The organism is Sorangium sp. So ce385 (assembly GCF_051474135.1).
GTDB classification, from domain to species: domain Bacteria; phylum Myxococcota_A; class Polyangia; order Polyangiales; family Polyangiaceae; genus Sorangium; species Sorangium cellulosum_D.
On record NZ_CP150337.1, the window covers coordinates 4,632,896 to 4,654,255 of the forward strand.

General features: G+C 72.7%; 15 protein-coding genes. 10 read left to right on the forward strand and 5 right to left on the reverse strand.

The annotated features are described in order from the left end of the window. Positions 1-142 precede the first annotated feature (142 nt). Positions 143-631 carry a GNAT family N-acetyltransferase gene (locus WME83_RS17060; protein WP_437320340.1) on the reverse strand — a complete coding sequence of 163 codons (489 nt, stop codon included), beginning with the start codon at positions 629-631 and terminating at the stop codon, positions 143-145. A gap of 413 nt (positions 632-1,044) precedes the next feature. Between WME83_RS17060 and WME83_RS17065 the strand changes: the two genes are divergently transcribed. The 5 genes from WME83_RS17065 (at position 1,045) to WME83_RS17085 (ending at position 5,854) form a co-directional block, all read left to right on the forward strand. Next, complete coding sequence (locus tag WME83_RS17065) at positions 1,045-2,355, forward strand: MFS transporter (protein ID WP_437320341.1); 1,311 nt, start codon at positions 1,045-1,047, stop codon at positions 2,353-2,355. Positions 2,356-2,768: 413 nt separating this feature from the next. Next, a complete protein-coding gene (locus WME83_RS17070) occupies positions 2,769-4,007 on the forward strand; it encodes an alpha/beta hydrolase (RefSeq protein WP_437320342.1) in 1,239 nt (412 codons plus the stop codon). A 487-nt stretch (positions 4,008-4,494) separates the two neighbouring features. Further along, positions 4,495-5,160, forward strand: coding sequence for a glutathione S-transferase family protein (locus WME83_RS17075; protein WP_437320343.1), 666 nt, complete (start codon positions 4,495-4,497; stop codon positions 5,158-5,160). Between the two features lie 14 nt (positions 5,161-5,174). Then, positions 5,175-5,504 carry a hypothetical protein gene (locus WME83_RS17080; RefSeq protein WP_437320344.1) on the forward strand — a complete coding sequence of 110 codons (330 nt, stop codon included), beginning with the start codon at positions 5,175-5,177 and terminating at the stop codon, positions 5,502-5,504. After that, a complete protein-coding gene (locus WME83_RS17085; RefSeq protein ID WP_437320345.1) occupies positions 5,450-5,854 on the forward strand; it encodes a YciI family protein in 405 nt (134 codons plus the stop codon). The genes WME83_RS17080 and WME83_RS17085 overlap by 55 nt, the downstream gene beginning before the upstream one ends. A 339-nt stretch (positions 5,855-6,193) precedes the next feature. Here WME83_RS17085 and WME83_RS17090 read toward each other — a convergent pair whose 3' ends face one another. Then, complete coding sequence (locus WME83_RS17090) at positions 6,194-6,850, reverse strand: Uma2 family endonuclease (protein ID WP_437320346.1); 657 nt, start codon at positions 6,848-6,850, stop codon at positions 6,194-6,196. Positions 6,851-6,975: 125 nt separating this feature from the next. Between WME83_RS17090 and WME83_RS17095 the strand changes: the two genes are divergently transcribed. The 4 genes from WME83_RS17095 to WME83_RS17110 all read left to right on the forward strand — a co-directional run bounded on the left by WME83_RS17095 (position 6,976) and on the right by WME83_RS17110 (position 17,881). Further along, entirely contained in the window at positions 6,976-11,430 is a 4,455-nt protein-coding gene (locus tag WME83_RS17095; protein WP_437320347.1) for a DEAD/DEAH box helicase, read from the forward strand. A gap of 98 nt (positions 11,431-11,528) precedes the next feature. Continuing rightward, positions 11,529-13,094 (forward strand): hypothetical protein, encoded by a 1,566-nt coding sequence (locus tag WME83_RS17100; protein WP_437320348.1) that lies wholly within the window; start codon positions 11,529-11,531, stop codon positions 13,092-13,094. Between the two features lie 275 nt (positions 13,095-13,369). Continuing rightward, positions 13,370-14,575: an efflux RND transporter periplasmic adaptor subunit gene (locus WME83_RS17105; protein ID WP_437320349.1), complete on the forward strand. Its 1,206-nt coding sequence runs from the start codon at positions 13,370-13,372 to the stop codon at positions 14,573-14,575. Beyond that, on the forward strand, positions 14,576-17,881 hold the full coding sequence (locus WME83_RS17110) for an efflux RND transporter permease subunit (RefSeq protein ID WP_437320350.1): 3,306 nt from the start codon (positions 14,576-14,578) through the stop codon (positions 17,879-17,881). Positions 17,882-17,911: 30 nt separating this feature from the next. On the opposite strand, the gene WME83_RS17115 is transcribed toward WME83_RS17110, so the two are convergent. Further along, entirely contained in the window at positions 17,912-18,304 is a 393-nt protein-coding gene (locus WME83_RS17115; RefSeq protein ID WP_437320351.1) for a DUF423 domain-containing protein, read from the reverse strand. Positions 18,305-18,416: 112 nt separating this feature from the next. On the opposite strand from WME83_RS17115, the gene WME83_RS17120 reads away from it, so the two are divergent. Beyond that, entirely contained in the window at positions 18,417-19,388 is a 972-nt protein-coding gene (locus tag WME83_RS17120) for a hypothetical protein (RefSeq protein ID WP_437320352.1), read from the forward strand. A 131-nt stretch (positions 19,389-19,519) separates the two neighbouring features. Here the strand turns inward: WME83_RS17120 and WME83_RS17125 are convergent, their stop codons facing one another. Together WME83_RS17125 and epmA are read right to left on the reverse strand one after the other, a co-directional pair. Beyond that, positions 19,520-20,071, reverse strand: coding sequence for a hypothetical protein (locus WME83_RS17125; protein ID WP_437320353.1), 552 nt, complete (start codon positions 20,069-20,071; stop codon positions 19,520-19,522). Then, on the reverse strand, positions 20,068-21,354 hold the full coding sequence (gene epmA / locus WME83_RS17130) for an EF-P lysine aminoacylase EpmA (RefSeq protein ID WP_437320354.1): 1,287 nt from the start codon (positions 21,352-21,354) through the stop codon (positions 20,068-20,070). The genes WME83_RS17125 and epmA overlap by 4 nt, the downstream gene beginning before the upstream one ends. Between the last annotated feature and the right edge of the window lie 6 nt (positions 21,355-21,360).

The window sequence follows — 21,360 nt, forward strand, 5'->3', positions numbered from 1 at the left end:
TCCGCAGGAATCGAGCGCAAGCAGCGCCTCGAGCGGAGCGCGGAGGAGCTCGGGCACGCCGTCGAGGAGGGCGTCGCGACGGTGCTGTCGCGGATCGCGCAGGAGAGCTTCCTGTGCTCTGCCGGAGCTCGTCCGGCGGCGGTCAGCGCGGCCCGGGGAGATCTTTGCCCATGCACACGCTGAGCGGCGAGCCCAGGTACTCGCCGAACGGCGGGATCTCCACGAAGCCCGCGCGGCGGTAGAGCGCGAGCGCCTCGGGCTGCCTCACCCCGGTCTCGAGCACGAGGCGCGTCCGGCCGAGGGCCAGCGCCTGCTCCTCGAGCGCGCGGAGGATGGCGCCCGCGATGCCGCGTCCGCGCGCTTCCGGGACCACGTACATGCGCTTGATCTCGGCGGCCGTCGCGTCGAGGGCGCGCACGGCGCCGCAGCCCACGGGCACCTCCCGCGCGTACGCCACGAGGAAGGCGCCGCGCCCCGGGGCGACCTCCGCTGCATCCAGCCGGAAATGGGTCGCTCCCTCCTCGGGGTACCGCTCGGTGAGCTCCGCGTTTAGCCGCCCGATCAACGAGAGCGCTACGGAGGAGAGCAGATCTTCGGCCCGGATCACCGCGGGCAGCGCGCGCGACGCCATGCCGCCTCTAGAGCATGGTTTGCAGGCGGGGGGAAGGCCGCGCCGTCGCAATCCACCTTCGCCTCGATGGACAGGAGGGCCATCAACCACGACCGCACGATGCCTGTCCGGACACGGACCCAGCGCTCAGGCGGGCCCTGCTGGCATCGGCCCGCGAGCTCTACTCGAGCCTTCGATGCCGGACGTCATCATGACGAAGAGCGATCGCCGGCACCGCAACTTCGTCTGATCCGTGCCGTGACGTCGCGAGGAACAGCGCAATGTGGGGCGTAACGGCAACCCACAGCCAAACGCATTTTAATCAGCGTGCAGCGCGCGCAGCGTGGCTGTATGTTGGGACGGCCGCTAGGAGAGAGCTTGACTTTAGGATCGAGTTTGGATTTCCTAACATATGGAGAGGATTGGAGGATGGCATGCGGCACGCAGGGGGCGCGGCCCCGGACATCGGCCCCGCGACCCTGAACCCGGACATCGGGCCCGCGACCCTGAAGCGGATCACCCGTCACCTGATGCCGCTCTTCTGCCTGATGTACCTGATCGCGTACATCGACCGGCAGAACGTCTCCTACGCCAAGCTGGAGATGGTGGGCGCCCTGGGCCTCACCGAAGCCGCCTACGGCCTCGGCGCCTCGCTGTTCTTCCTCGGCTACTTCCTGTTCGAGGCGCCGGCCAACCTGATCCTCGTCCGCGTCGGCGCCCGGGTCTGGTTCAGCCGGATCATGGGCACCTGGGGTCTCGTCACCATCGCGCTGGGGTTCACCCAGAGCCCGGCCATGTTCTTCGTCCTGCGCTTCCTGCTGGGCGTGGCGGAGGCCGGGTTCTTCCCGGGCGTGCTCTATGTCCTGACCCTCTGGTACCCGCAGGCGCACCGCGCCCGCATGATCGGCGCCTTCATGATGGCCAGCGCCGTGGCCAACGCGGTGGGTTCCGTCATCGGCGGCGCGCTGCTCGACCTCGACGGCCTCCTGGGGCTGGCTGGCTGGCAGTGGGTGTTCGTGGCCACCGGCGCTCCCGCCGTCCTGCTCGCGCCGTACGTCCTCTGGCGCCTGCCGAGCCACCCCGAGCAGGCCGGCTTCCTCACCCCCGACCAGAAGGCCTGGCTCGCCAGTACCCTTGCCGCGGAGCCCCGCCAACAGGCGGAAGGCTCCCCCTGGCGGGCCTTGCTGGATATACGAGTGATGGCGCTCGCCGGACTGTATGTCGGTTTGCCGCTCGGCGCTTACGGCCTCAGCTACTGGCTGCCCACCCTCGTGAAGGGCTTCGGCGCCTCCAACATCCAGAACGGCTTCATCAACGTCATCCCCTGGGTCTTCGTCGCCTTGGCGCTCTGGTGGGTGCCGCGCCATGCCGCCCGCAACGGCGTCAGCGCCTGGCACATCTCCGGCCCCATGCTGCTGGGCGCCCTCACCCTGGTGCTGAGCGTGGTCGTGCCGGGCGCAGCGCCCAAGTTCGCCCTGCTATGCGTCGCCGCCGCCGCCATCTTCGCCGGCCAGCCGGTGTTCTGGAGCGTGCCCCAGAAGATCCTCGCGGGCCCGCACGCCGCCGCCGGCATCGCCGCCATCAACTCGGTGGGCAACCTCGGCGGATTCGTGGCCCAGAACGTGGTGCCGCGCATCTACGACGCGACCGGCAGCCAGCTCGCCCCCATGCTGTTCCTGGCCGGCTGCCTCATCATCGCCGGCGTCAGCATCCAGGTGCTCGTCCCCCGGCTGGCAGACTGGTAGGGCGCCGGCGGAATCAGCCGGACGCGCCGAGCGTGCCGGTGGCGAACGCCCTCTTCCGCGTTCGCCCTGCGATTCGCATTTCGCAGGTCGTGGCTGTGGAGTGAAGGCGGCGCCTTCGATGCGTGAATCAATGGTGGAGATGGCGTCGCTTTTTCCGTGGGTGGTGGATCGCATTCGATGTGCCGCATCGGCCGGTTGAAGACGAGGCTCGACCATCGAGGAGCTTGACATTTGAATCGCTTTTTGATTCCCTAGCCCAGTTGTTCTTCGGAACGCCTGAGGCGTAGTTTTGCACGCTACCTGCAGCGCGCTGCGCGCTTAGGACGCCGCGGTGAGAATGCAGAATGCGCCAATGCATTGATAGCGCGGGCTGCGGAATTCGATTTTGGCACTGATGCGCGTTGGAGGTCCTCATGCACCTAAAGAACTGGCCTGCTGTCCTTTCGCTCTCGGTCATCTCTGTCCTCCCCGCCGCGGTGTATGCCAGCGACCCCGCTAACCTTCCCGTTCCGCCCGCGGGTTTCGATGCCAAGAACCCCGGCATTCCCCATGGGAAGGTGGACGTCTCCGTCAGCTATCCGACCCGGAACTACGGAATGCGGAAAGTGACGGTTTATACGCCGCCGGGGTATTCGACGGACCGGAAATATCCTGTCGTTTACCTGCATCATGGAATCGGCGGCAATGAGGTTTCCTGGATCGGCCAGGGGAGCAACGAAGGCAATGCCGACAACATCATGGACTATCTGTACTCGAAGAACATGGCCAAGCCCATGATCGTCGTGATGCCCAGCGGCAAGATGGACGGAGCGGACGATTTCGCGCGCTTCGCGAATTTCGGGGACGTCCTGCTCAACGACCTGATCCCCTGGGTCGAGAGGACGTATTCCGCCGCGACGGATGCCGATTTGCGGGCCATCTCCGGCCTGTCGATGGGCGGGGGGCAGACCTTCAACTTCGGGTTCCCTAATACCGATGTTTTCCACTACATCGGGCCGTATTCGGCTGCGCCCAACACCCAGCAGCCAAGTCAGACCATCAAGGATGTGGCTGCGGTCAAGGAGAACGTGAAGCTCATCTTCATCTCTTGCGGGAGTACGGACGGGCTGATCGGCAATAGCAAAAATTATCACGACTTCCTGGACGAGAACAACATCGACCATATTTACCAGATCGAGCCGAATGAAGGCCATACCAAGACCGTCTGGAACCGCAGCTTTTACAACTTCGCCCAACGCATTTTCCTCGACGATGGCGCGACGGGCGGCGGCGGGGCCGGCGGCGGCGGCGGCGGCGGGGCCGGCGGCGGCGGCGGGGCGGGCGGCGGCGGGGCGGCCGGCGGCGAGGCGGGCGGCGGCGGGGCGGGCGGGGCCTCGGGCGACGGCGGTAGTGCAGGGGACGGAGGCGGAAACGGCGGGGGCGCGACCGGAGGTGATGCCGTCACGACAGGCGGTTCTCCAGCGACTGGCGGGCAGGTCGCGAGCAGTGGGAGCAGCGGCACCGACGAAGGTACGCCTCCGACGGACGACTCTGGCTGCAGCTGCTCGGTCCCCGGGTCCAACCCCGGAACGCCGCCTTGGCGCTTCGGGCTCTATCTTGCGGCAATCGGCGCCGTCCTCTTCAGAGCGCGAGCAAGACGGAATCAAGGCTGATCCGTCGAGCGTCGCTCCGTGCGGCTTCACGCGAGGAGCCACAGGCGTCTTGCCGGCACCGTCGACCGGTGCCGGACTCGGCCGGCGAGCGAGGCAGATCGTCGAGACCCTTCGGGCTCCTCTCTACCTCGATAACCTCTTCACGAGCTGGCTCCACCTCGGGATCGAGGAGTAGCGGTCGCTGATCTTCCTCGTGCTCGTGGTCGCCGGGCAGGCCCCGGCGCTCTTCGTCGCGCGGACGCCGCCCGGATCCCGTGGACCTAGGTCGGCGTCGTCTGGATTTGCTGCCTCACCTGGCTGCCGATCGACGAGCTCTTGCCGCGGAGGGAGGGCTCGGAACGTCGCCCTTCCCCAGGGCGAGCCGCGCGCCCCCGGGACAGGGATCGTGGTCCCCGTTCATTTTTCCTGTCCGGAGGGCGGGCCCTCGGTCGTCAGGCCTTCGGAGGCGGCGGGCAGCGTGCCCGTCGGCCTCCGGGAGGACTGAACCATGAAGCTCTACATCGTCCCGGGGTCGCCCAACTGCCGCAAGGTCCAGGCTGTCGTCCACGAGCTGTCCCTACCGGTCGAGACGGTCGTCGTCGATTTCACCAGGGGCGAGCACAAAGGGCGCGAGTATCTGGCGATCAACCCGAACGGCCTCGTCCCGAGCCTCACCGACGGCGAGCTGCGCCTGTGGGAGTCGAACGCGATCATGCAGTACCTGGCCGACGCGCACGGCGAGACCTCGCTGTTCCCCCGCGACCCTGCGCGGCGCGCCGACGTGGTCCGCTGGCAGTGCTGGGAGCTCGCGCACTTCGGGAGAGCGCTCGGCACGGTGCTGCTCGAGCGGCTGTTCAAGCCGTTCATGGGCGCGGAGCCCGATGAGTCGAGCGCGGCGCGCGGCCTCGAGCAGCTCCGGCCGCTCGCGGCGCTGCTCGACGCGCACCTCGCGGGGCGGCCCTTCGTCACCGGGAGCGCGATCACGCTCGCCGACTACTCCCTCGGTTGCCAGCTCCCGCTGGCGGACCTCGGTCGCGTCGACCTCGGGCCGTACGCGAACATCCGCGCATGGCTCGGTCGGCTCGACGAGCGGGAGGCGTGGCGCGCGACCGCGACGCCCGTCGCGACGCGGCAAGCGCTGGAGCAGGTGACCCGGGCGCGTCAACCGAGGTAAGGAGGGGCTCATCCATGAAGAACGCCACCGGCGCGGAGCTCTTCGCGCGCCTCGCCGACCGATGGCTGCTGGAGCCGGGGGTCACGAAGAGCACGATGATGGGCTTTTCGTGCCTCCGCCTCGGCGGCATGTTCTTCGCGTCGGTGGATCGCGAGGGGAAGCACCTGATCGTGAAGCTCCCGGAGGGACGCGTCGCGTCCGCGGTCGCCGCCGGAGAAGGGTCGGTCTTCGCGCCCAATGGGCGGGTCTTCCGCGAGTGGCTCGCAGTGCCGCTCGCGCGCGCCGATCGGTGGGAGGGGTACGTGGGCGCGGCGCATGCGTTCGCGCGCGGGGACGCGTCCTGATCTACGCGCTCCTCATCCACAGCGCGCGCCCCGAGGACGATCCGCTGCCCGCGGCGGAGGAGCGCGCGATCCTGAGCCGCCACCGCGCGCTGCAGGCCGAGGCGATCGCGCGCTCCGAGCTGCTCAGCGTGGCGCGGCTCGACGGGCGTGACAAGGCGCGCACGGTGCGGGTGAAGGGCGAGAAGGCCTCGGTCACCGACGGACCCTACATGGAGACCAAGGAGTGGCTCGTCGGCTTCTACCTGGTGGAGTGCGCCGACGAGGCCACCGCGCTGGCGCGCGCGCGGCAGATCTGCCCGGAGGATGGATCCGTCGAGATCCGCCCCGTCAACTGGCAGCGCACGCCGTGAGCGCCACCGACGAGATCGCGACGCTGCTCCGCCGCGCGTACCCGGCGGCGCTCGCGCGGCTCCTCCGCGTCACGCGCGATCTCTCCGCGGCCGAGGACGCCGTGCACTCGCGCGCTACCCGTATGCCCACCTGGTCCACGGCGCCCTGCTCGCCGACGCAGGGAGGGTGGAGCCAGCCGTCGCGGCGCTCGAGCGAGCGCGCGACCTCGCGATCAACGATGCCGAGCGCGCTCAGATCGAGCAGCGGATCGAGGCGCTCCGCCCGAGCACCCGATGACGCGCCGCCGCGGGTAATGCCTCGCGCGGCGACATGGCCATGGCTACGGTGCGGTGCTGCCGCTACTCGGAGCGCTGCGCGCCGAGCGGCGCCTCGCCGGATTCAGGGCCGAGGCGCTCGACCTCGCTCCAGAGGGCGTCGAGATCGAGCGTGAGCCCCTCGAGGCCCGGCACGCCGGAGACAACGCCGTCTGCCGCGGCGCGCGCGTGCACGTACCGGCCGTCCGCGCCGAGCTCCAGGAGATCGAGCGTCGCTGCCTGCGGGTCGATGAGCCAGTACCAGCGCACCCCGAAGAGCGCGTATTCGTGCAGCTTCTCCACGCGGTCCCGGCGCGCGTCGCGCGGCGAGGGAGAGAGCACCTCGACCATGATGTCGGGCGGGAGGTGGAGCACGCCGCGGCGCGGCGGCTTGCGGCTCCCGGGCAGGTACGCGGAGGCGTCGGGCTTGCGGCCCGACGAGGAGGTCACGGCAAACTTCGCCTCGGAGCCCAGCACCAGCCCGCCCCGCGCGATCAGCCAGCTCCGGAGCACCCCGATGACCCAGGCCACGATGACCTCGTGAACCGCGTCCGGCACCTCTTCCTCCGCGAGCACGCCGTCCACGAGCTCGCCAGGCTCGTCTTCCGGCAGGCTGGTCCAGTCGGCCAGGGTCAGCCTCGGCCTGGCCGGCGCCTCGCTGACCGCGGTCTGCTGACGGATGACGACTGCGCCCTGCACCATGACGACGGGTCCAGCGTAGCACGCCGTCGCCGGTGTCCCCGGAGCATCGCCCGGGCCCAGCGGCGGCCCGGCGCTCCCCGCCCTCCCGCTTCCGCCCCGCGGCCGCCCCGGCTACCCTCGGCCGGATGTTTCACCCCGTCGTCGACCGGTGGTTCCAGGGGCGCTTCGGCGCCCCCGCCCCCGCGCAGGAGCGCGCCTGGCCGGTCATCGCGGCCGGCCGCGACACGCTGATCTGCGCGCCGACCGGCGCCGGCAAGACGCTCGCCGCCTTCCTCTTCTGCCTCGACCGGCTCGTCCGCGACGCGGCGCGGGGCGCCCTCGAGGACCGCACCGACGTCCTGTACATCTCGCCGCTCAAGGCGCTCTCCCACGACGTCCACCGCAACCTCGAGCAGCCCATCGCCGAGATCTCGGCGGCCATGCGGGAAGCGGGCCTGCCCGCGCCGGGCATCCGCGCCGTCGTGCGCACCGGCGACAGCCCGGCGCAGGAGCGGCGCGCCATGGCCGCCCGGCCGCCGCACGTGCTCGTCACCACGCCGGAGTCGGCGTTCATCCTGCTGACGAGCGAGTCGGGGCGGCGCGCGCTCGCCGGGGTGCGCACCGTCATCGTCGACGAGGTCCACGCCGTCGCCGGGGACAAGCGCGGCGCCCACCTCGCGCTCACGCTCGAGCGGCTCGAGGACCTCGTGACCTCCCGCGGCGGCGCCCGGCCGCAGCGCGTGGGCCTCAGCGCCACGGTGCGCCCGATCGAGATCGCCGCCCGGCTCGTCGCCGGCGCGCGCGAGCTGCCCGAGATCGTCGACGTCGGGCAGCGGCGGGACCTCGACCTCGCCGTCGAGGTGCCCCGCGACGAGCTCGGCGCGGTCTGCACGAACGAGCAGTGGGCCGAGCTCTACGACCGCATCGCGGCGCTCGCGGGGGAGGCGCGCTCGACCCTGGTCTTCGTCAACACGCGCCGCCTGGTCGAGCGGGTCGCGCACGCGCTCGCCGAGCGGATCGGCGAGGACGTCGTCGCGGCCCACCACGGCAGCCTCTCGCGGGCCCGGCGGCTCTCGGCCGAGCGGCGGCTCAAGGCGGGGGAGCTCCGCGTCGTGGTCGCGACCGCGTCGCTCGAGCTCGGCATCGACGTGGGCGCGGTCGACCTCGCCTGCCTCGTGGGCTCGCCGCGGTCGATCAACGTCGCCCTCCAGCGCATCGGCCGCTCGGGCCACGCGCTCGCGGCGACGCCGCGCGGGCGGCTCTTCCCGCTGACGCGCGACCAGCTCGTCGAGTGCGCGGCGATCGTGCGCGCGGCGCGGCGCGGGGAGCTCGACCGGATGACGTCGCGCGAGGGGCCGCTCGACGTGCTGGCGCAGCAGATCATCGCCGCGTGCGCGTGCGAGGAGCGGGACGAGGAGGGGCTCTACGCGCTCGTCCGCCGGGCCGCGCCGTACGAGGGCCTGTCGCGCCGCGAGTTCGACGCGATCGTGGCCATGGTGTCGGGCGGCGCCGCGGGCTCGGGCGGCGAGGGCGCCTCCGCGGCCCGGGGCGGGCGGCAGCGGGCCGGGTCGCTCGTCTACCGCGACGCCATCGGGGGCCGGCTGCGCGGGCGGCGCGGCGCGCGGCTCGCGGCGCTCACGTCGGGCGGGGCGATCCCGGACCTCGCGGCCGTCGACGTGGTGCTCCAGCCCGACGGCACGAAGGTCGGCACCCTCGACGAGGACTTCGCGATCGAGTCGTCCGCCGGCGACGTGTTCCTGCTGGGCAACACCTCGTGGCGCGTGCTCCGGCTGGAGGGCGGGCAGATGTGGGTCGAGGACGCCCACGGCGCCGCGCCGACGGTGCCGTTCTGGCTCGGCGAGGCGCCCGCGCGCACGCCGGAGCTCTCGGCCGAGGTCGCGGCGCTCCGCGCCGAGGTCGCCGCGCGGCTCGAGGAGGAGCGGGCCGAGGCCGGCCGGCCGGCGGCGCGGCGCGGCGAGGGCGGGGGCGAGGACGCGCGCGCGGCGAGATCGCGGGCCGCGCGCTGGCTCATGCAGGAGTGCGCGCTCGACGCGCGCGGCGCGCTGCTCGTGCGCGACTACATCGAGGCGGGGCGCGCGGCGCTCGGCGCGGTCCCGGGCGGCGCGACCGTGGTGGTCGAGCGCTTCTTCGACGAGGCCGGCGGGCAGCAGATCGTCGTGCACACGCCGCTCGGCGGCAAGGTGAACCGCGCGCTCGGGCTCGCGCTCCGCAAGCGCTTCTGCCGCTCGTTCGACTTCGAGCTCCAGGCGGCGGCGACCGACGACGGCGTGCTGCTCTCGCTCTCGGCGGAGCACGGGCTGCCGATCGAGGACGTGCTCGATCTCGTCCGCCCCGAGGGCCTCGAGGAGGTGCTCGTCCAGGCGGCGCTCCAGGGCCCGATGTTCCGCACGCGCTTCCGCTGGGCCGCGTCCCGCGCGCTCGCGCTGCTCCGCTTCCGCGGGGGGCGGCGGGTGCCGCCGGCGCTCCAGCGCATGCGCGCCGACGACCTCCTGCTCTCGATCTTCCCCGAGCAGCAGGGGTGCCAGGACAACCACGGGCTCTTCGCGCACGTCGAGCCGCCGGACCACCCGCTCGTCCGCGAGGCGCTGCGCGACTGCCTGACCGAGCTCATGGACGTCGAGGGGCTGCGCAGCCTGCTCGTCGGCCTGCGCAGCGGGGCGATCCGGGTCGTCGCGCTCGACACGCCGGAGCCGAGCGTCTTCTCGCACGAGATCCTGAACGCGAACCCCTACGCGTTCCTCGACGACGCCCCGCTGGAGGAGCGGCGGGCCCGCGCGGTCCGGGTGCGGCGCGGGCTCCCGGCGGAGGTGTCGGAGCGGCTGGGCGGGCTCGATCCCGAGGTCATCGCCGAGGTCGTCGCCGAGGCGCGGCCGGAGGTGCGCGACGCGGACGAACTGCACGAGCTCCTGCTCGACCGGGTGGCGCTCCCCGCCGACGAGGGGATCCGGAGCGGCTTCGCGCGGCTCTTCGAGGCGCTCTGCGCCGCGGGGCGGGCGGCGGAGGTGCGCGCCCCGCGCGACGCCGGCGCGGGGTCGCCGGCCGCGCCGCGCTGGGTCGCGACGGAGCGGCGGCCGCTTGTCGAGGCGATCTGGCCGGGGGCCGCGTTCGCGCCCGACGTCGCGGTGCCGCCCGCGCTGCGCCCGGAGGGCGGGGGCGAAGATCGCGGCGCCGCGATCACGGCGCTCGTGCGCGGCTTCCTGAGCGCCGCGGGGCCGATCTCGACCGCGGAGCTCGCGCGGCGGCTCGACGTGCCCGCGGACGAGGCGCTGTCGGCGCTCGCGCGGATCGAGCTCGCGGGCGGCGCGCTGCGCGGGCGCTTCCTGCGGGGCGCGCCGGCGCAGGGCGAGGCGGGTGCACCGGGCGATCTGTGCGATCCGTGCGATCCGTGCGATCCGTCGATCGAGTGGTGCGACCGCCGCCTCCTCGCGCGCATCCACCGCCGCACCGTCACGGGCCTGCGCAAGGCGATCGAGCCGGCGACCGCGGCGGAGCTCATCCGGTTCCTCCTCGCGTGGCAGGGCGTGGCGCGGGGCACCCAGGCGCGCGGGCCGGGGGGCCTCGGGCGGGTGATCGAGCAGCTGCAGGGCTTCGAGCTCGCCGCCGGGGCGTGGGAGAGCGAGGTGCTGCCCGCGCGCGTGGCCGGTTACGACGAGGGGCTGCTCGACGCGCTCTGCCTGTCCGGCGAGGTGGCCTGGGGCCGCGTGGTCCCGCGCGACGCGTCGGCGCCCACGCGCGCGGCGCCGATCACGCTGGCCCTGCGGCGCGATCTTCCGTGGCTGCTCGCGCCGCGGGAGGCCGAGGGCGAGCCGCCGCCGGCGTCGCTCTCGGAGCCGGCGCAGGGCGTGCTGTCGTTCCTCGCGCGCGCGGGCGCGTCGTTCTTCGACGACATCGCCGCGGGCGCGGGCCGGTCCAGGGCCGAGGTCGAGGAGGCGCTCTGGGAGCTCGTCGCCGCCGGGCTCGTGACCGGCGACGGCTTCGCGGCGCTGCGCTCGCTGCTCGGCGGCGGCGCGGGCGCGGCCGTCGCGCTGGGCGCCGGCCGCTTGCGGGGCGGGGCGCGCCGGGCGGGGCCGGTCGCGTCGGGCCGGTGGTCGCTCCTGCGGACGCGCCCGGACGCGCCCGGCGCCGGCGCCGGCGGGGACGGGGCCGACGGCCTCGACGTGGTCGAGGCGCTCGCGCACCAGTACCTCCGCCGCTACGGCGTGGTCTGCCGCGAGCTGCTCGCGCGCGAGCCGCGGCCGCCGGCGTGGCGCGACCTCCTGCGGGTCTACCGGCGGCTCGAGATGGCGGGGCAGATCCGGGGCGGCCACCTCATCGCCGGCTTCGTGGGCGAGCACTTCGCGCTGCCCGAGGCGCTCGACGGGCTCCGCGCCGTCCGGCGCGAGCCCCCGTCCGGCGAGATCGTCCAGCTGTGCGCGTGCGATCCGCTGAACCTCGTGGGCATCGTCACGCCGGGGCCGCGCATCCCGGCCGCGCTCGGTCACGTCGTGATCTACCGCGATGGAGTCCCGCTCGCGCCCATCGCCCCCGCGGCGGGCGAGCGGCCCCGGGCGCAGGCCGCGTTCTCGCGAGCAGCGGTGTGAGCTCTCCGCCGCGCTCCTCGCCTCCTCCGCTACAGCGTTGAGCGGCGGCCCGCGGATTCAAAGAAACCTCGCGCTCGCGCCGTTTATATACTCGAGGGATGCGTTCACTCAACCATGGCACTCATGTTCGCGCCCTCGTGCTGCTCTCGATCGCCGCCCTCGGCGCCGCGGCCTGCTCGCCCAAGGTGAGGAATTACGGCGATGGAAGCGGCGGTGTCGGCGAGGGGGGCGGCGGCGGCAGCGCTGGCGGAGGTGAGCCCGCCGCCGGCGGCGGCGGAGGCGGCGGCAGCCGCGGCGACGGCGGCGGCGGCGGCGAGGGGGGCGCCGCGGCGGAGCCGGGGCGGCTTCGATGGGCGATCCAGATCGGCGAGAACGGCTTCGACTCGGCCGCGAGCGTCGCCGTGGACCCCGAGGGGAACCCGATCGTCATCGGGCGGTTCGCCGGCGCGATCGATCTCGGCGGCGGCCCCATCGTCGCGCAGGACGGCTCCGCGTCGTACCTCGCGAAGTTCGATGGAGACGGCAAGCACCTCTGGAGCAGGTCGTTCGGTTTGAGCCTCCCCGGCGGCCAGCACGTCGCGCACGGCCCCGGCGGCGGGCTCTTCGTGGGCGGGAGCTATTTCCAGAACCTCGATTTCGGCGGCGGCCCGCTGCCCCAGAACAACGGCGGGCTCGGGCTCGCGAGGTTCGAGAGCGGCACAGGCAACCACGTCTGGAGCAAGGGGTTCGGCGATCAGTACGTGAAAGAGCTCGAGTACGTCGCCGTCGACGGGCAGGGCGCGGTCCTCATCTCCGGGACCCTCGGCGGCACGGCGGATTTCGGCGGCGGGCCGGTCGGCGACGCCATCAGCGGCAATGCGGTCTATGTCGCGAAGCTGGACGCGGACGGCAATCACGCCTTCACGCTCTACATCGATGATGGCAGGGCGTCGCTCGCGGCGGGCGGGCTGGCCGTGGACGGAGAGGGCAACGCCGCGATCGCCGGCACGTTCGATCAGAGCTTCAACCTCGACCCGATGAGCGCGCCGCCCCTCGCCTCCAAGGGGGGACGCGACATCTTCTTTGCCAAGGTCGGCCCGAAGGGCGGGCTGCTCTGGCAAAAGGCGTTCGGCAACAGTCTTTACGACGCGGCCTCTCAAGTGGCCTTCGACGCAGCAGGGAATGTGTTCCTGGCCGGGATGTTCCAGGGGAGCGTCGATTTCGGCGGCGGGCCGCTCGTCGCGCTCGGCACGAAGCCGAACTTCTTCGTCGCCAAGTTCGATCCGGCGGGAAACCACCTGTACAGCCGCGGATTCGGCGACTCCGAGCTGCAGGAGGTCGCGTCGCTCGCCGTGGATCCAGCGGGCAGCGCGGTCGTCACGGGGACGTTCCTCGGGAGCATCGATTTCGACGGCACCGCGCTCGAGAGCCAGGGCACGAAAGAGGACCGCAACGGGTATCTCGGCGGGGGAGACATCTTCATCGCGAAGCTCGGGATCGACGGCAAGCACCTCTTCAGCCGTCAGATCGGCGATCCCGACATGCAGATGGCGGGGGGCGTGGCCCTCGGCCCCAAGGGCGAGGTGTTCGCCGTCGGATCGTTCCGCGGCACCGTGGATTTCGGCGGCGGCCCCTTGACCACGCGCGGCGAGACCGACGGCTACCTGGTGAAGCTCGACCCCTGAGCGACGCGCGGCGCGGGAGCCGCCGCGCCGCCGGAGCAGCGCCCGGCTCCGAGCGCCGAGGCGCGGGCCTCCCGCGCTCCGGCGATCGCGGCCTCGGCGTGCCTGAGCGCACGTTGCGCCCCAACGCTGATGCGTCAATATCCGTTCGCTGCACGCGCTCGGGGGGGCGTTCCTGGTCATCTGAGGCCGCCGACATGTGGATTGCCCATCCAGCGCTTCGCCAACCCTCCAGCCAACCCTCCAACTCGGTCAGCTGTTCCCGCAGTCGGCTCAGGGTGTTCTGGACATCCTGGGCCGCGCTCCTCGTGGCGCTTTTGCAGTGCGCTGCGTGCGACAAGGAGGCAGCGCCCCAGCCTGAAGGCGCGAAGGGGGCGAAGACGGCGCCGAGCGCCAAGGAGGTGACGCTCGCCCCGGTGACAGAGCTCGTCGTTGAACAAACCATCGACATCTCCGGGACCCTGGACGCCGATGAGCAGGTGACGGTCGGGGCCAAGGTGCCAGGCCGCCTCGCATCGATAGCGGTCGATCTGGCGAGCCCGGTCGAGAAAGATCAGGTCGTCGCGCAGCTGGAGACGAGGGATTACGAGCTGCGCATCGAGCAGGCCGCGGCCGCGCTGGCGCAGAGCCGCGCTCAGCTCGGCTTGCCTCAGGACGGGCCTGATGGCGAGCTCGACGTCGAGAGCGTCGCGATCGTGAGGGAGGCCCTCGCGACGTTCAAGGAGGCGCAGGCCAACCTGGTGCGCGCGCGGAGCCTCGCCAAGGAAGGGCTGATGTCGGGCATGGACCTCGACGCGGCCGAGGCGGCGGCGGTCCGCGCGGAGACGGCCGTGCAGTCGGCGCGCGAGGAGGTGCGGATCCGGAAGGCGGCGGTGCGCCAGCGGCGCTCGGAGCTGAGCATGGCGCGGCAGCAGCTCGCGGACGCGGTGGTGCGGTCGCCGATCGACGGCGTCGTCCAGGTGCGGCGGGCGAGCGTGGGCCAGTTCCTCGCCGCGGGGGCGCCGGTCGCGGACATCGTCCGCGTCGACCCGCTGCGGCTGCGCGTGGCCATCCCGGAGACCGAGGCGGCCGCCGTGCGCGCCGGGCAGCAGGTGCGCGTCACCGTCCCGGGGGACAGCGCCGTCTACGCGGGGACGGTCGCGCGCCTCGCGCCCGCGATCGACCCGCAGAGCCGCACGCTGCTCGTGGAGAGCGACATCAAGAACCCCGGCCACCTGCGGCCGGGCAGCCTGGTCACCGCGCAGATCGTCGTGACCTCGAAGCCGGGGCCGTCGGTGCCCGCGACCGCCATCGTCCGGTTCGCCGGCCTCGCGAAGGTGATCACCGTCGAGGACGGCAAGGCGAAGGAGAAGCAGGTCGTCACCGGGAAGACCGCCGGGGATCGCGTCGAGATCGTCTCCGGCCTCGCGGTGGGCGAGTCGGTCGTCGCCCGCCCCGGCTCGCTCCAGCAGGGGCAGCCGGTGCGCGTGGTGGAGGGGAGCTAGATGCAAGCGCTCGCCAGGATCTGCATCCAGCGGCCCGTGTTCGCCGCGATGCTGGGGCTCGCCCTCATCGTCGTCGGCGCCGTGGCGTACTTCCGGCTGGGCGTGGATCGCTTCCCCGCCGTGGACCTGCCGACGGTCTCGGTCCGCACCACGCTCCCCGGCGGCGCGCCCGAGGACGTCGAGGCGGAGATCACCGAGGAGATCGAGGAGGCGGTCAACACGGTCGAGGGGATCACCGAGCTCCGCTCGATCTCGTCGAGCGGCAGCTCCATCGTCATCGCCACCTTCAACCTGGACCGGGACGTCGACTCGGCGGCGCAGGACGTGCGCGATCGCGTGCAGGCGGCGCTGCGCCGCCTGCCGGTGGGCACGGATCCTCCCGTCATCGCGAAGCAGGACAACGACTCGACCCCGGTGATGACGATCGCCCTCTCCGCCGATCGCTCGATCCGGGAGCTCACCGAGATCGCCGACAAGCTCGTGCGCGTGCAGCTCGAGCGCTCCTCGGGCGTCGGCGAGGTGCGCGTCGTCGGCGGGCAGGAGCGCGCGATCAAGATCTGGCTCTCCGCCGATCGGCTCGCCGCCTACGGCCTCCCGGTCACCGCCGTCCGCGAGGCCATCGTCCAGCAGAACGCGAACATCCCCGCGGGCAACGTCACGGGCAAGGAAGAGGAGCGGACGCTGCGCACGATGGGTCGCCTCGAGCACGCGGGCGATTTCAACAACCTCGTCGTCGGGAACGTCGACGGGAGGCCCATCCGGGTGCGCGACATCGGCCGCGCCGAGGACGGCACCTACGAGCAGCGGTCGCTCGCGCGCCTCGACGGGAGGCCCACCGTCGTCCTCGACGTCGTGCGGCAGTCGGGCGCGAACACGGTCGCGGTGATCGAGGCCGTGAAGGCGAACGTGGCGAAGCTCTCCGACCAGCTCCCCTCGGACGTGAAGCTCGAGGTGATCCGCGACCAGTCGGGCTACATCTACACCGCGCTGCACGAGATCAACGTGCACCTCGTCCTCGGCAGCTTCCTGGCGTGCGCGGTCGTGCTCCTGTTCATGAGGTCGTGGCGCTCCACGATCATCGCGGGGGTCGCGATCCCGACGTCGGTCGTGGCGACGTTCGGCATGATGTGGGCGCTCGACTTCACGCTGAACAGCGTGACGATGCTGGCGCTCGTCCTGATGGTGGGCATCGTCATCGACGACGCCATCGTCGTCCTCGAGAACATCTTCCGCTTCGTCGAGGAGAAGAAGATGGACTCCTTCGAGGCGGCCAGGGCCGCCACGCAGGAGATCGGGCTGGCCGTGCTCGCGACGACGCTGTCGCTCGTCGTCATCTTCGTCCCCGTGTCGTTCATGTCGTCGATCTCGGGGCGGTTCTTGTTCCAGTTCGGGATCACGGCCACCGTCGCGATCCTCGTGAGCCTGCTCGTCAGCTTCTCGCTGACCCCGATGATGAGCGCGCGCCTGCTCCGCAAGGAGGCGAGCCGCGCTCACGGGTCGGGCGAGGCGGGCGGCGAGGGCCAGGCGGCGACGCGCACGGGCTTCTACGGGCGGCTCGAGGCCAAGTACATGGGCGCCCTCGCGTTCGCGATGCGGCACCGCGCGCTCGTCGCTGTCGGCGCCCTCCTCGTGACGGCCTCGGCGGTGCCGCTCTACGGGCTCGTGAAGCAGGAGTACATCCCCTCCGGCGCGGACGACGCGGAGTTCGAGATCCGCGTGTCGGCCCCGCTCAACGCCAGCATCGGCGCGATGGACGACGTGATGCGGCGGATCAGCGACGACGTGCGCTCGGTGCGCGGGGTGCGCAGCGTGCTCGCCACGGCGGGCGGCGGCTTCGTCGGCGGCGTCAGCTCGGGCGAGGCCTTCGTCCGGATCGCCCCGCACGACGAGCGCACGTTCTCCCTGACGCGGCTGTTCCGGGAGACGTTCTCCGGCAACCCCCTCCGCGCGTTCAAGGACAACTACGCGCAGAGCGAGGTGATGCAGGAGGTGCGGCGCAAGCTGCGCAAGTACACCGATCTCCGGATCTCGGTCCGCAACGTGCCGTCGTTCAACATCGGCGGCGGGAACTTCGAGATCGACTTCGCGATCCAGGGCCCGGACATCGCGGCGCTCGAGCGCTACGCGAACGAGCTTCGGGACCGGTCCGCGCAGCTCGGCGGCATCGTGGACGCGGACGTGACGCTGAAGATCGACCGGCCCGAGCTGCGGGTGATCATCGATCGCGAGCGCGCCGCGGCGCTCGGGGTCCGGACGGAGGACATCGCGAGCGCGCTGCGCCTGATGGTGGGGGGCGATCAGGAGGTCTCGCGCTTCCGCGACGAGGAGGCCAACGAGAACTACGACGTGCAGCTCCGGCTCGTCGAGGAGGATCGCGATCAGCTGGCGGCCGTCCGCCGGCTCTACGTGCCGCGGACGGCGCGGCCGCAGGCGGCGCCGCAGCCGGGCAGCGCTGGCGCCGCGGCGGGGGCGCCGCTGCTTCGGGGCGACCTGGTGCGCCTCGACAACCTGGTGCGCATCGAGGAGGCGAAGAGCCCGTCGCGCATCGACCGGCTGGATCGCCAGCGGGTCTCGAGCCTGCGGGCCGGCGTGGCGCCCGGCTACGCGCTGGCCGACCGGCTCGAGGCGCTGCGCGGCGCGGCGCGGGAGATGGACATGCCGTCGGCGTACACGACCAGCGTGCGCGGCCGCGGCGCGGAGCTCGAGCGCACGTTCGGCGAGTTCATCTGGGCGTTCCTCCTGTCGATCGTGCTCATGTACATGATCCTCGCGTCGCAGTTCGAGAGCCTCGTGCACCCGGTCACGATCCTGCTCTCGCTGCCGCTGTCGGTGCCGTTCGCGCTCTTGAGCCTGTGGGCGACCGGGAACACGCTGAACCTCTACTCGGCGCTCGGCTTCCTCGTGCTGTTCGGCGTCGTGAAGAAGAACTCGATCCTCCAGGTCGATCACATGAACAAGCTCCGCGCCGAGGGCATGCCGCGGGCGGAGGCGATCCTCCACGCGAACCGCGATCGGCTGCGGCCGATCCTGATGACCACGCTGGCCCTGGTCGCGGGCATGCTCCCGCTCTGGCTGGGCACGGGGCCTGGGGCCGAGGAGCGCCACACGATCGCGGTGGTGGTCATCGGCGGCCAGTCGCTGAGCCTGCTCCTCACCCTGATCGTCACGCCCGTCTCGTACTCGCTGCTCGACGATCTCGCGCACAGCGAGCGCTGGGGGCGCGTCCGGGCGCGCATGGGCGCCTTCCGCGAGCGGACGTCCGCGCGGCTCGGGCGGCTCTTCGCGCGCGCGCGCAGGTCGACGTAGGCGGGGTGGGGCGGTCGGCCCGGGGGCGCCTCAGCCCTTCGCGAGCCCGAGCGCGGCCACGAACACCGCGCCCCAGCCGGCGAGGAAGAACAGCCCGCCGAGCGGCGTGACCGCGCCGAGGACGCGGACGCCGGTCAGGGTCATCACGTAGAGGCTGCCGGAGAAGAGGAGCACGCCGGCCGCGAAGCAGAAGCCGGCGACCGTCGCCGCCGCCCCGCCGGTGCGCGCGGCGAGGTGGGCGGCGAGCGCCAGCGCGAGCGCGTGGACGAGGTGGTACAGCGAGCCCGTCTGCCACCACGAGGCGCGCAGCGCGCCGTCCGGCAGCGCGTCGAGCTTCGACTTGAGGCCGTGGGCGCCGAAGGCGCCGAGCGCCACCCCGAGGAACCCGTAGACACCGGAGAGCAGGAAGAAGAGCCGTTCCATCGGGCGCGGAGCTTAGCCCATGGCCGGAGCGCGTCACGCGGCGCGCGCGGCGTCGACGCAACTGCGGCGCGCTCGCGTCGATGGTCGAGGTGCAGGAGGACGGCGCGTCGACATGGGCAAGCGACACCGCAGGCAGCGATCGGGGACCAGGACGCCGCGCGACGAGCAGGACGACGTCGATCTGATCCTCCGCCACGTATCGCGGCAGTTCCCGCGCGACGTGGCGCGAGGCCTGCTCGGCACGGCCGAGCCCATCGAGCCGCTCGGCTGGGTGGACACGCAGGTCACCGGTCGCCAGCGGCGGCTCGATCGGGCGCTCTCCGTCAGGGTGGGCGGCGAGCGGCGGCTGCTGCACACCGAGTGGACGCTGGCGATGACCGACGAGATGCCCTTCCGCGTGTTCGAGTACAACTGCTTGACGGCGCTGGCGATGGCGGACGAGGCGCGGGCGAGCAAGGGGGCGCCGGCTCCGCGGCTTTCGCCCATCGACAGCGTGGTGGTGGTGCTCTCCGGCCGGGAAGAGCCGTGGCCATCCCACGGCGCTTACAGGACCTCGGCGCCAGGCGAGCCGTTCTCCGGGGTGCAGTTCCGCATCGAGCCGGTCTATCAGCGGACCGTGGCCGAGCTGACGGCGCGGGAGAGCCCGTTCTGGCTGATCTTTGCGCCGCTGGCGGCGGACGCGAACGGGCGGAACCTGACGCACGTAATCGAGGCGATTCGAGCCCGGTCCGGCGAACGTGACTTCGCGGAGCTCGGCGCAGCGATGATGGCGCTCGCCGAGGCGGACAGGCGTGAGCGGGGTCTTGCGGATGTGGTAAAGTCGCTGCTGCCGCGGGAGATCGTCATGCAGAACTCGATTTACAGGGAAGGCAAGGCGGCCGGGCTCAAGGAAGGGCTGGAGAAGGGCGTGGCGCTGCTCGCACACCAGGTCGAGCGGCGGCTGGGGCGCCCCCTCACGGCGGAAGAGCGAGGCCGCCTCTACGGGCGGCTGCACGCCGACGGCCCGGAGAAGGTCGGCGATGTGGTGCTGGACCTCTCCGCGGACGACCTGTCGAGCTGGCTCGCCGCGCCGGCCGACTCCTGACGATCCGGCTGGCCGACGCCGCGCGCCGAGCCAGCACGCCGACGCCGCCCGCGCTCCCGGCCAGCGCGCCGACGCCGCCCGCGCTCCCGGCCAGCACGCCGACGCCGCGCGCCGGCGCTGCGCGAGGCGCGTCAGCCGCCCGGCGCCGGCCGCCGCGGGAAGATCGTCCCCCGGATCTCGGCCATCGACGCGCCGGACATCGCCGCGATGCGGCCGAGGACGACGCGGTTCAGCCGGCCGTCCGGCGGCGCCTTGACCGCCATCACGAACGCGATGTCGACCGCCGCGCCGGCGTGCCTCGCCGCCCGCTCCGCGAGCGCCGCCGCCTCGCCCTCGGAGAGCTCCTGCCGCCGCGCCACGCGGATCTTCACGTAGAGCGCCGCCCGCATCAGCGCGTGATAGCCGTGCATCCACGCCATCCAGCGCTCCTCCGCGCCCCCGGCGAGGGCCCGCGAGAGCGCGTCGTGGCGCCGCTCGATCTCGTCGAGCGGGAGGTTGTCGAGCTCGTTCAGCGCGCCGGGGAACTCCCCCGCGAGCGCGCGGAACACCTCCTTGCCCGGGATCGCCTCGCCGGCCGCCCGCGCGCGCCGCAGCTCCGCGAGCGTGCGGTACTTGCGGGCGAGCTGCGCCAGGATGTCCGGCGAGAGGCGCGCGCCGCCCTCAGGGTCCGCCCCGGAGGTCACAGCCAGCCGTGGGGGAACGCGAGGACGTCGCCGATCGACGCGGCGCCGAGGCACAGCGCGACGAGGCGATCGACCCCGAGCGCGTTGCCCGCCGCCGGCGGCATCCCCTCCTCGAGCGCGCCGAGGAAGCGCTCGTCGATCGGGTAGACCGGCTTGCCCCGGGCCGCCCGCGCCGCCTGATCGGCGAGGAGCCGCGCGCGCTGCTCGACCGGGTCGGTCAGCTCGCCGAAGCCGTTGCAGAGCTCGACCCCCGCGACATAGAGCTCGAACCGCTCGCACACCCGGGGATCGCCCGGCTTGAGCCGCGCGAGCGACGCGAACGGCGCGGGGAAATCGACCAGGAACACCGGGTGCGGCAGCGCCGCGATCGCCGGCTCGACGTCGTCGACGAGCAGGCGAAAGAACCGCTCCTCGTCGCTCGACGCGAGCGCGATCGCGTCGTCCGCGGGCACGCCGGCCCAGCGCGCGAACGCGTCGCCGACGGAGATCCGCGGGAACGGCGGCGTGAGCTGCACCGCCTTGCCCGACACCGAGATCGCGCCGCCCGCGCCGAGCGCGCCCGCGACGCGCTGCACGATCGCCTCCGTGTCGGACATCACCTCGTCCACACCGGAGAAGGCGCGGTACCATTCGAGCATCGTGAACTCCGGGTTGTGCCTGTCCCCGAGCTCGCCGCGCCGGAAGCAGCGCGCGAGCTGGAAGCAGCGCGGGACGCCTCCCGAGAGCAGCCGCTTCATCTGGTACTCCGGGCTCGTGATCAGGAACGTCGGCCGCGCCGCCTCCACCGCGAACGCGTCGAGGTGCAGGTCGAGCCCGGGGGAGGGGACCATGCTCGGCGTCTCCACCTCGAGGAACCCGCGCTCGGCGAACAGCGCTCGCACCGCCGCGAGCGCCGCCGCGCGCCGCGCGAGCGCGAGGCCGAGGCCACGCTGGATCACCCGCTCGGTCTCGCTCGACGGCGGCGCCGCGGCCCCCGAGCGCCCCCGCGGCGGCCTCTGCGGCGCGATCCGCTCGACGAGCCGCGCCGAGGCGAGCGTTCCGCCGGCCGGCGCCCCCTCGACCACCGCGAGATCGCCGATCTCGACCGGCGGCGCGGGCGCGCCCTCCAGCGCGACGCGCAGCGCGCCGAAGGCGTCGCCGAGGACGACGGCGCCCTCCGCGACGTCGAGCACGCGACCGCCGACGCGCACCCTTCCGGGCAGCGTCGCACCGGCGGAGGCGATGTCGCTCGGCGCGAGCGTCGCCGGGGCCCCAGTCAAGACGTCGGTGTGGAGGAGAGTCACAGGATC

What these genes read in the sequence shown, in the direction of transcription:
- WME83_RS17095 (WP_437320347.1), top strand. Translation starts at nt 6,976, where the DNA reads ATGTTTCACCCCGTCGTCGACCGGTGGTTCCAGGGGCGCTTCGGCGCC.
- WME83_RS17065 (WP_437320341.1), top strand. Translation starts at nt 1,045, where the DNA reads ATGCGGCACGCAGGGGGCGCGGCCCCGGACATCGGCCCCGCGACCCTG.
- WME83_RS17115 (WP_437320351.1), bottom strand. Translation starts at nt 18,304, where the DNA reads ATGGAACGGCTCTTCTTCCTGCTCTCCGGTGTCTACGGGTTCCTCGGG.
- WME83_RS17110 (WP_437320350.1), top strand. Translation starts at nt 14,576, where the DNA reads ATGCAAGCGCTCGCCAGGATCTGCATCCAGCGGCCCGTGTTCGCCGCG.
- WME83_RS17090 (WP_437320346.1), bottom strand. Translation starts at nt 6,850, where the DNA reads ATGGTGCAGGGCGCAGTCGTCATCCGTCAGCAGACCGCGGTCAGCGAG.
- WME83_RS17060 (WP_437320340.1), bottom strand. Translation starts at nt 631, where the DNA reads ATGGCGTCGCGCGCGCTGCCCGCGGTGATCCGGGCCGAAGATCTGCTC.
- WME83_RS17120 (WP_437320352.1), top strand. Translation starts at nt 18,417, where the DNA reads ATGGGCAAGCGACACCGCAGGCAGCGATCGGGGACCAGGACGCCGCGC.
- WME83_RS17075 (WP_437320343.1), top strand. Translation starts at nt 4,495, where the DNA reads ATGAAGCTCTACATCGTCCCGGGGTCGCCCAACTGCCGCAAGGTCCAG.
- WME83_RS17080 (WP_437320344.1), top strand. Translation starts at nt 5,175, where the DNA reads ATGAAGAACGCCACCGGCGCGGAGCTCTTCGCGCGCCTCGCCGACCGA.
- WME83_RS17100 (WP_437320348.1), top strand. Translation starts at nt 11,529, where the DNA reads ATGCGTTCACTCAACCATGGCACTCATGTTCGCGCCCTCGTGCTGCTC.
- WME83_RS17070 (WP_437320342.1), top strand. Translation starts at nt 2,769, where the DNA reads ATGCACCTAAAGAACTGGCCTGCTGTCCTTTCGCTCTCGGTCATCTCT.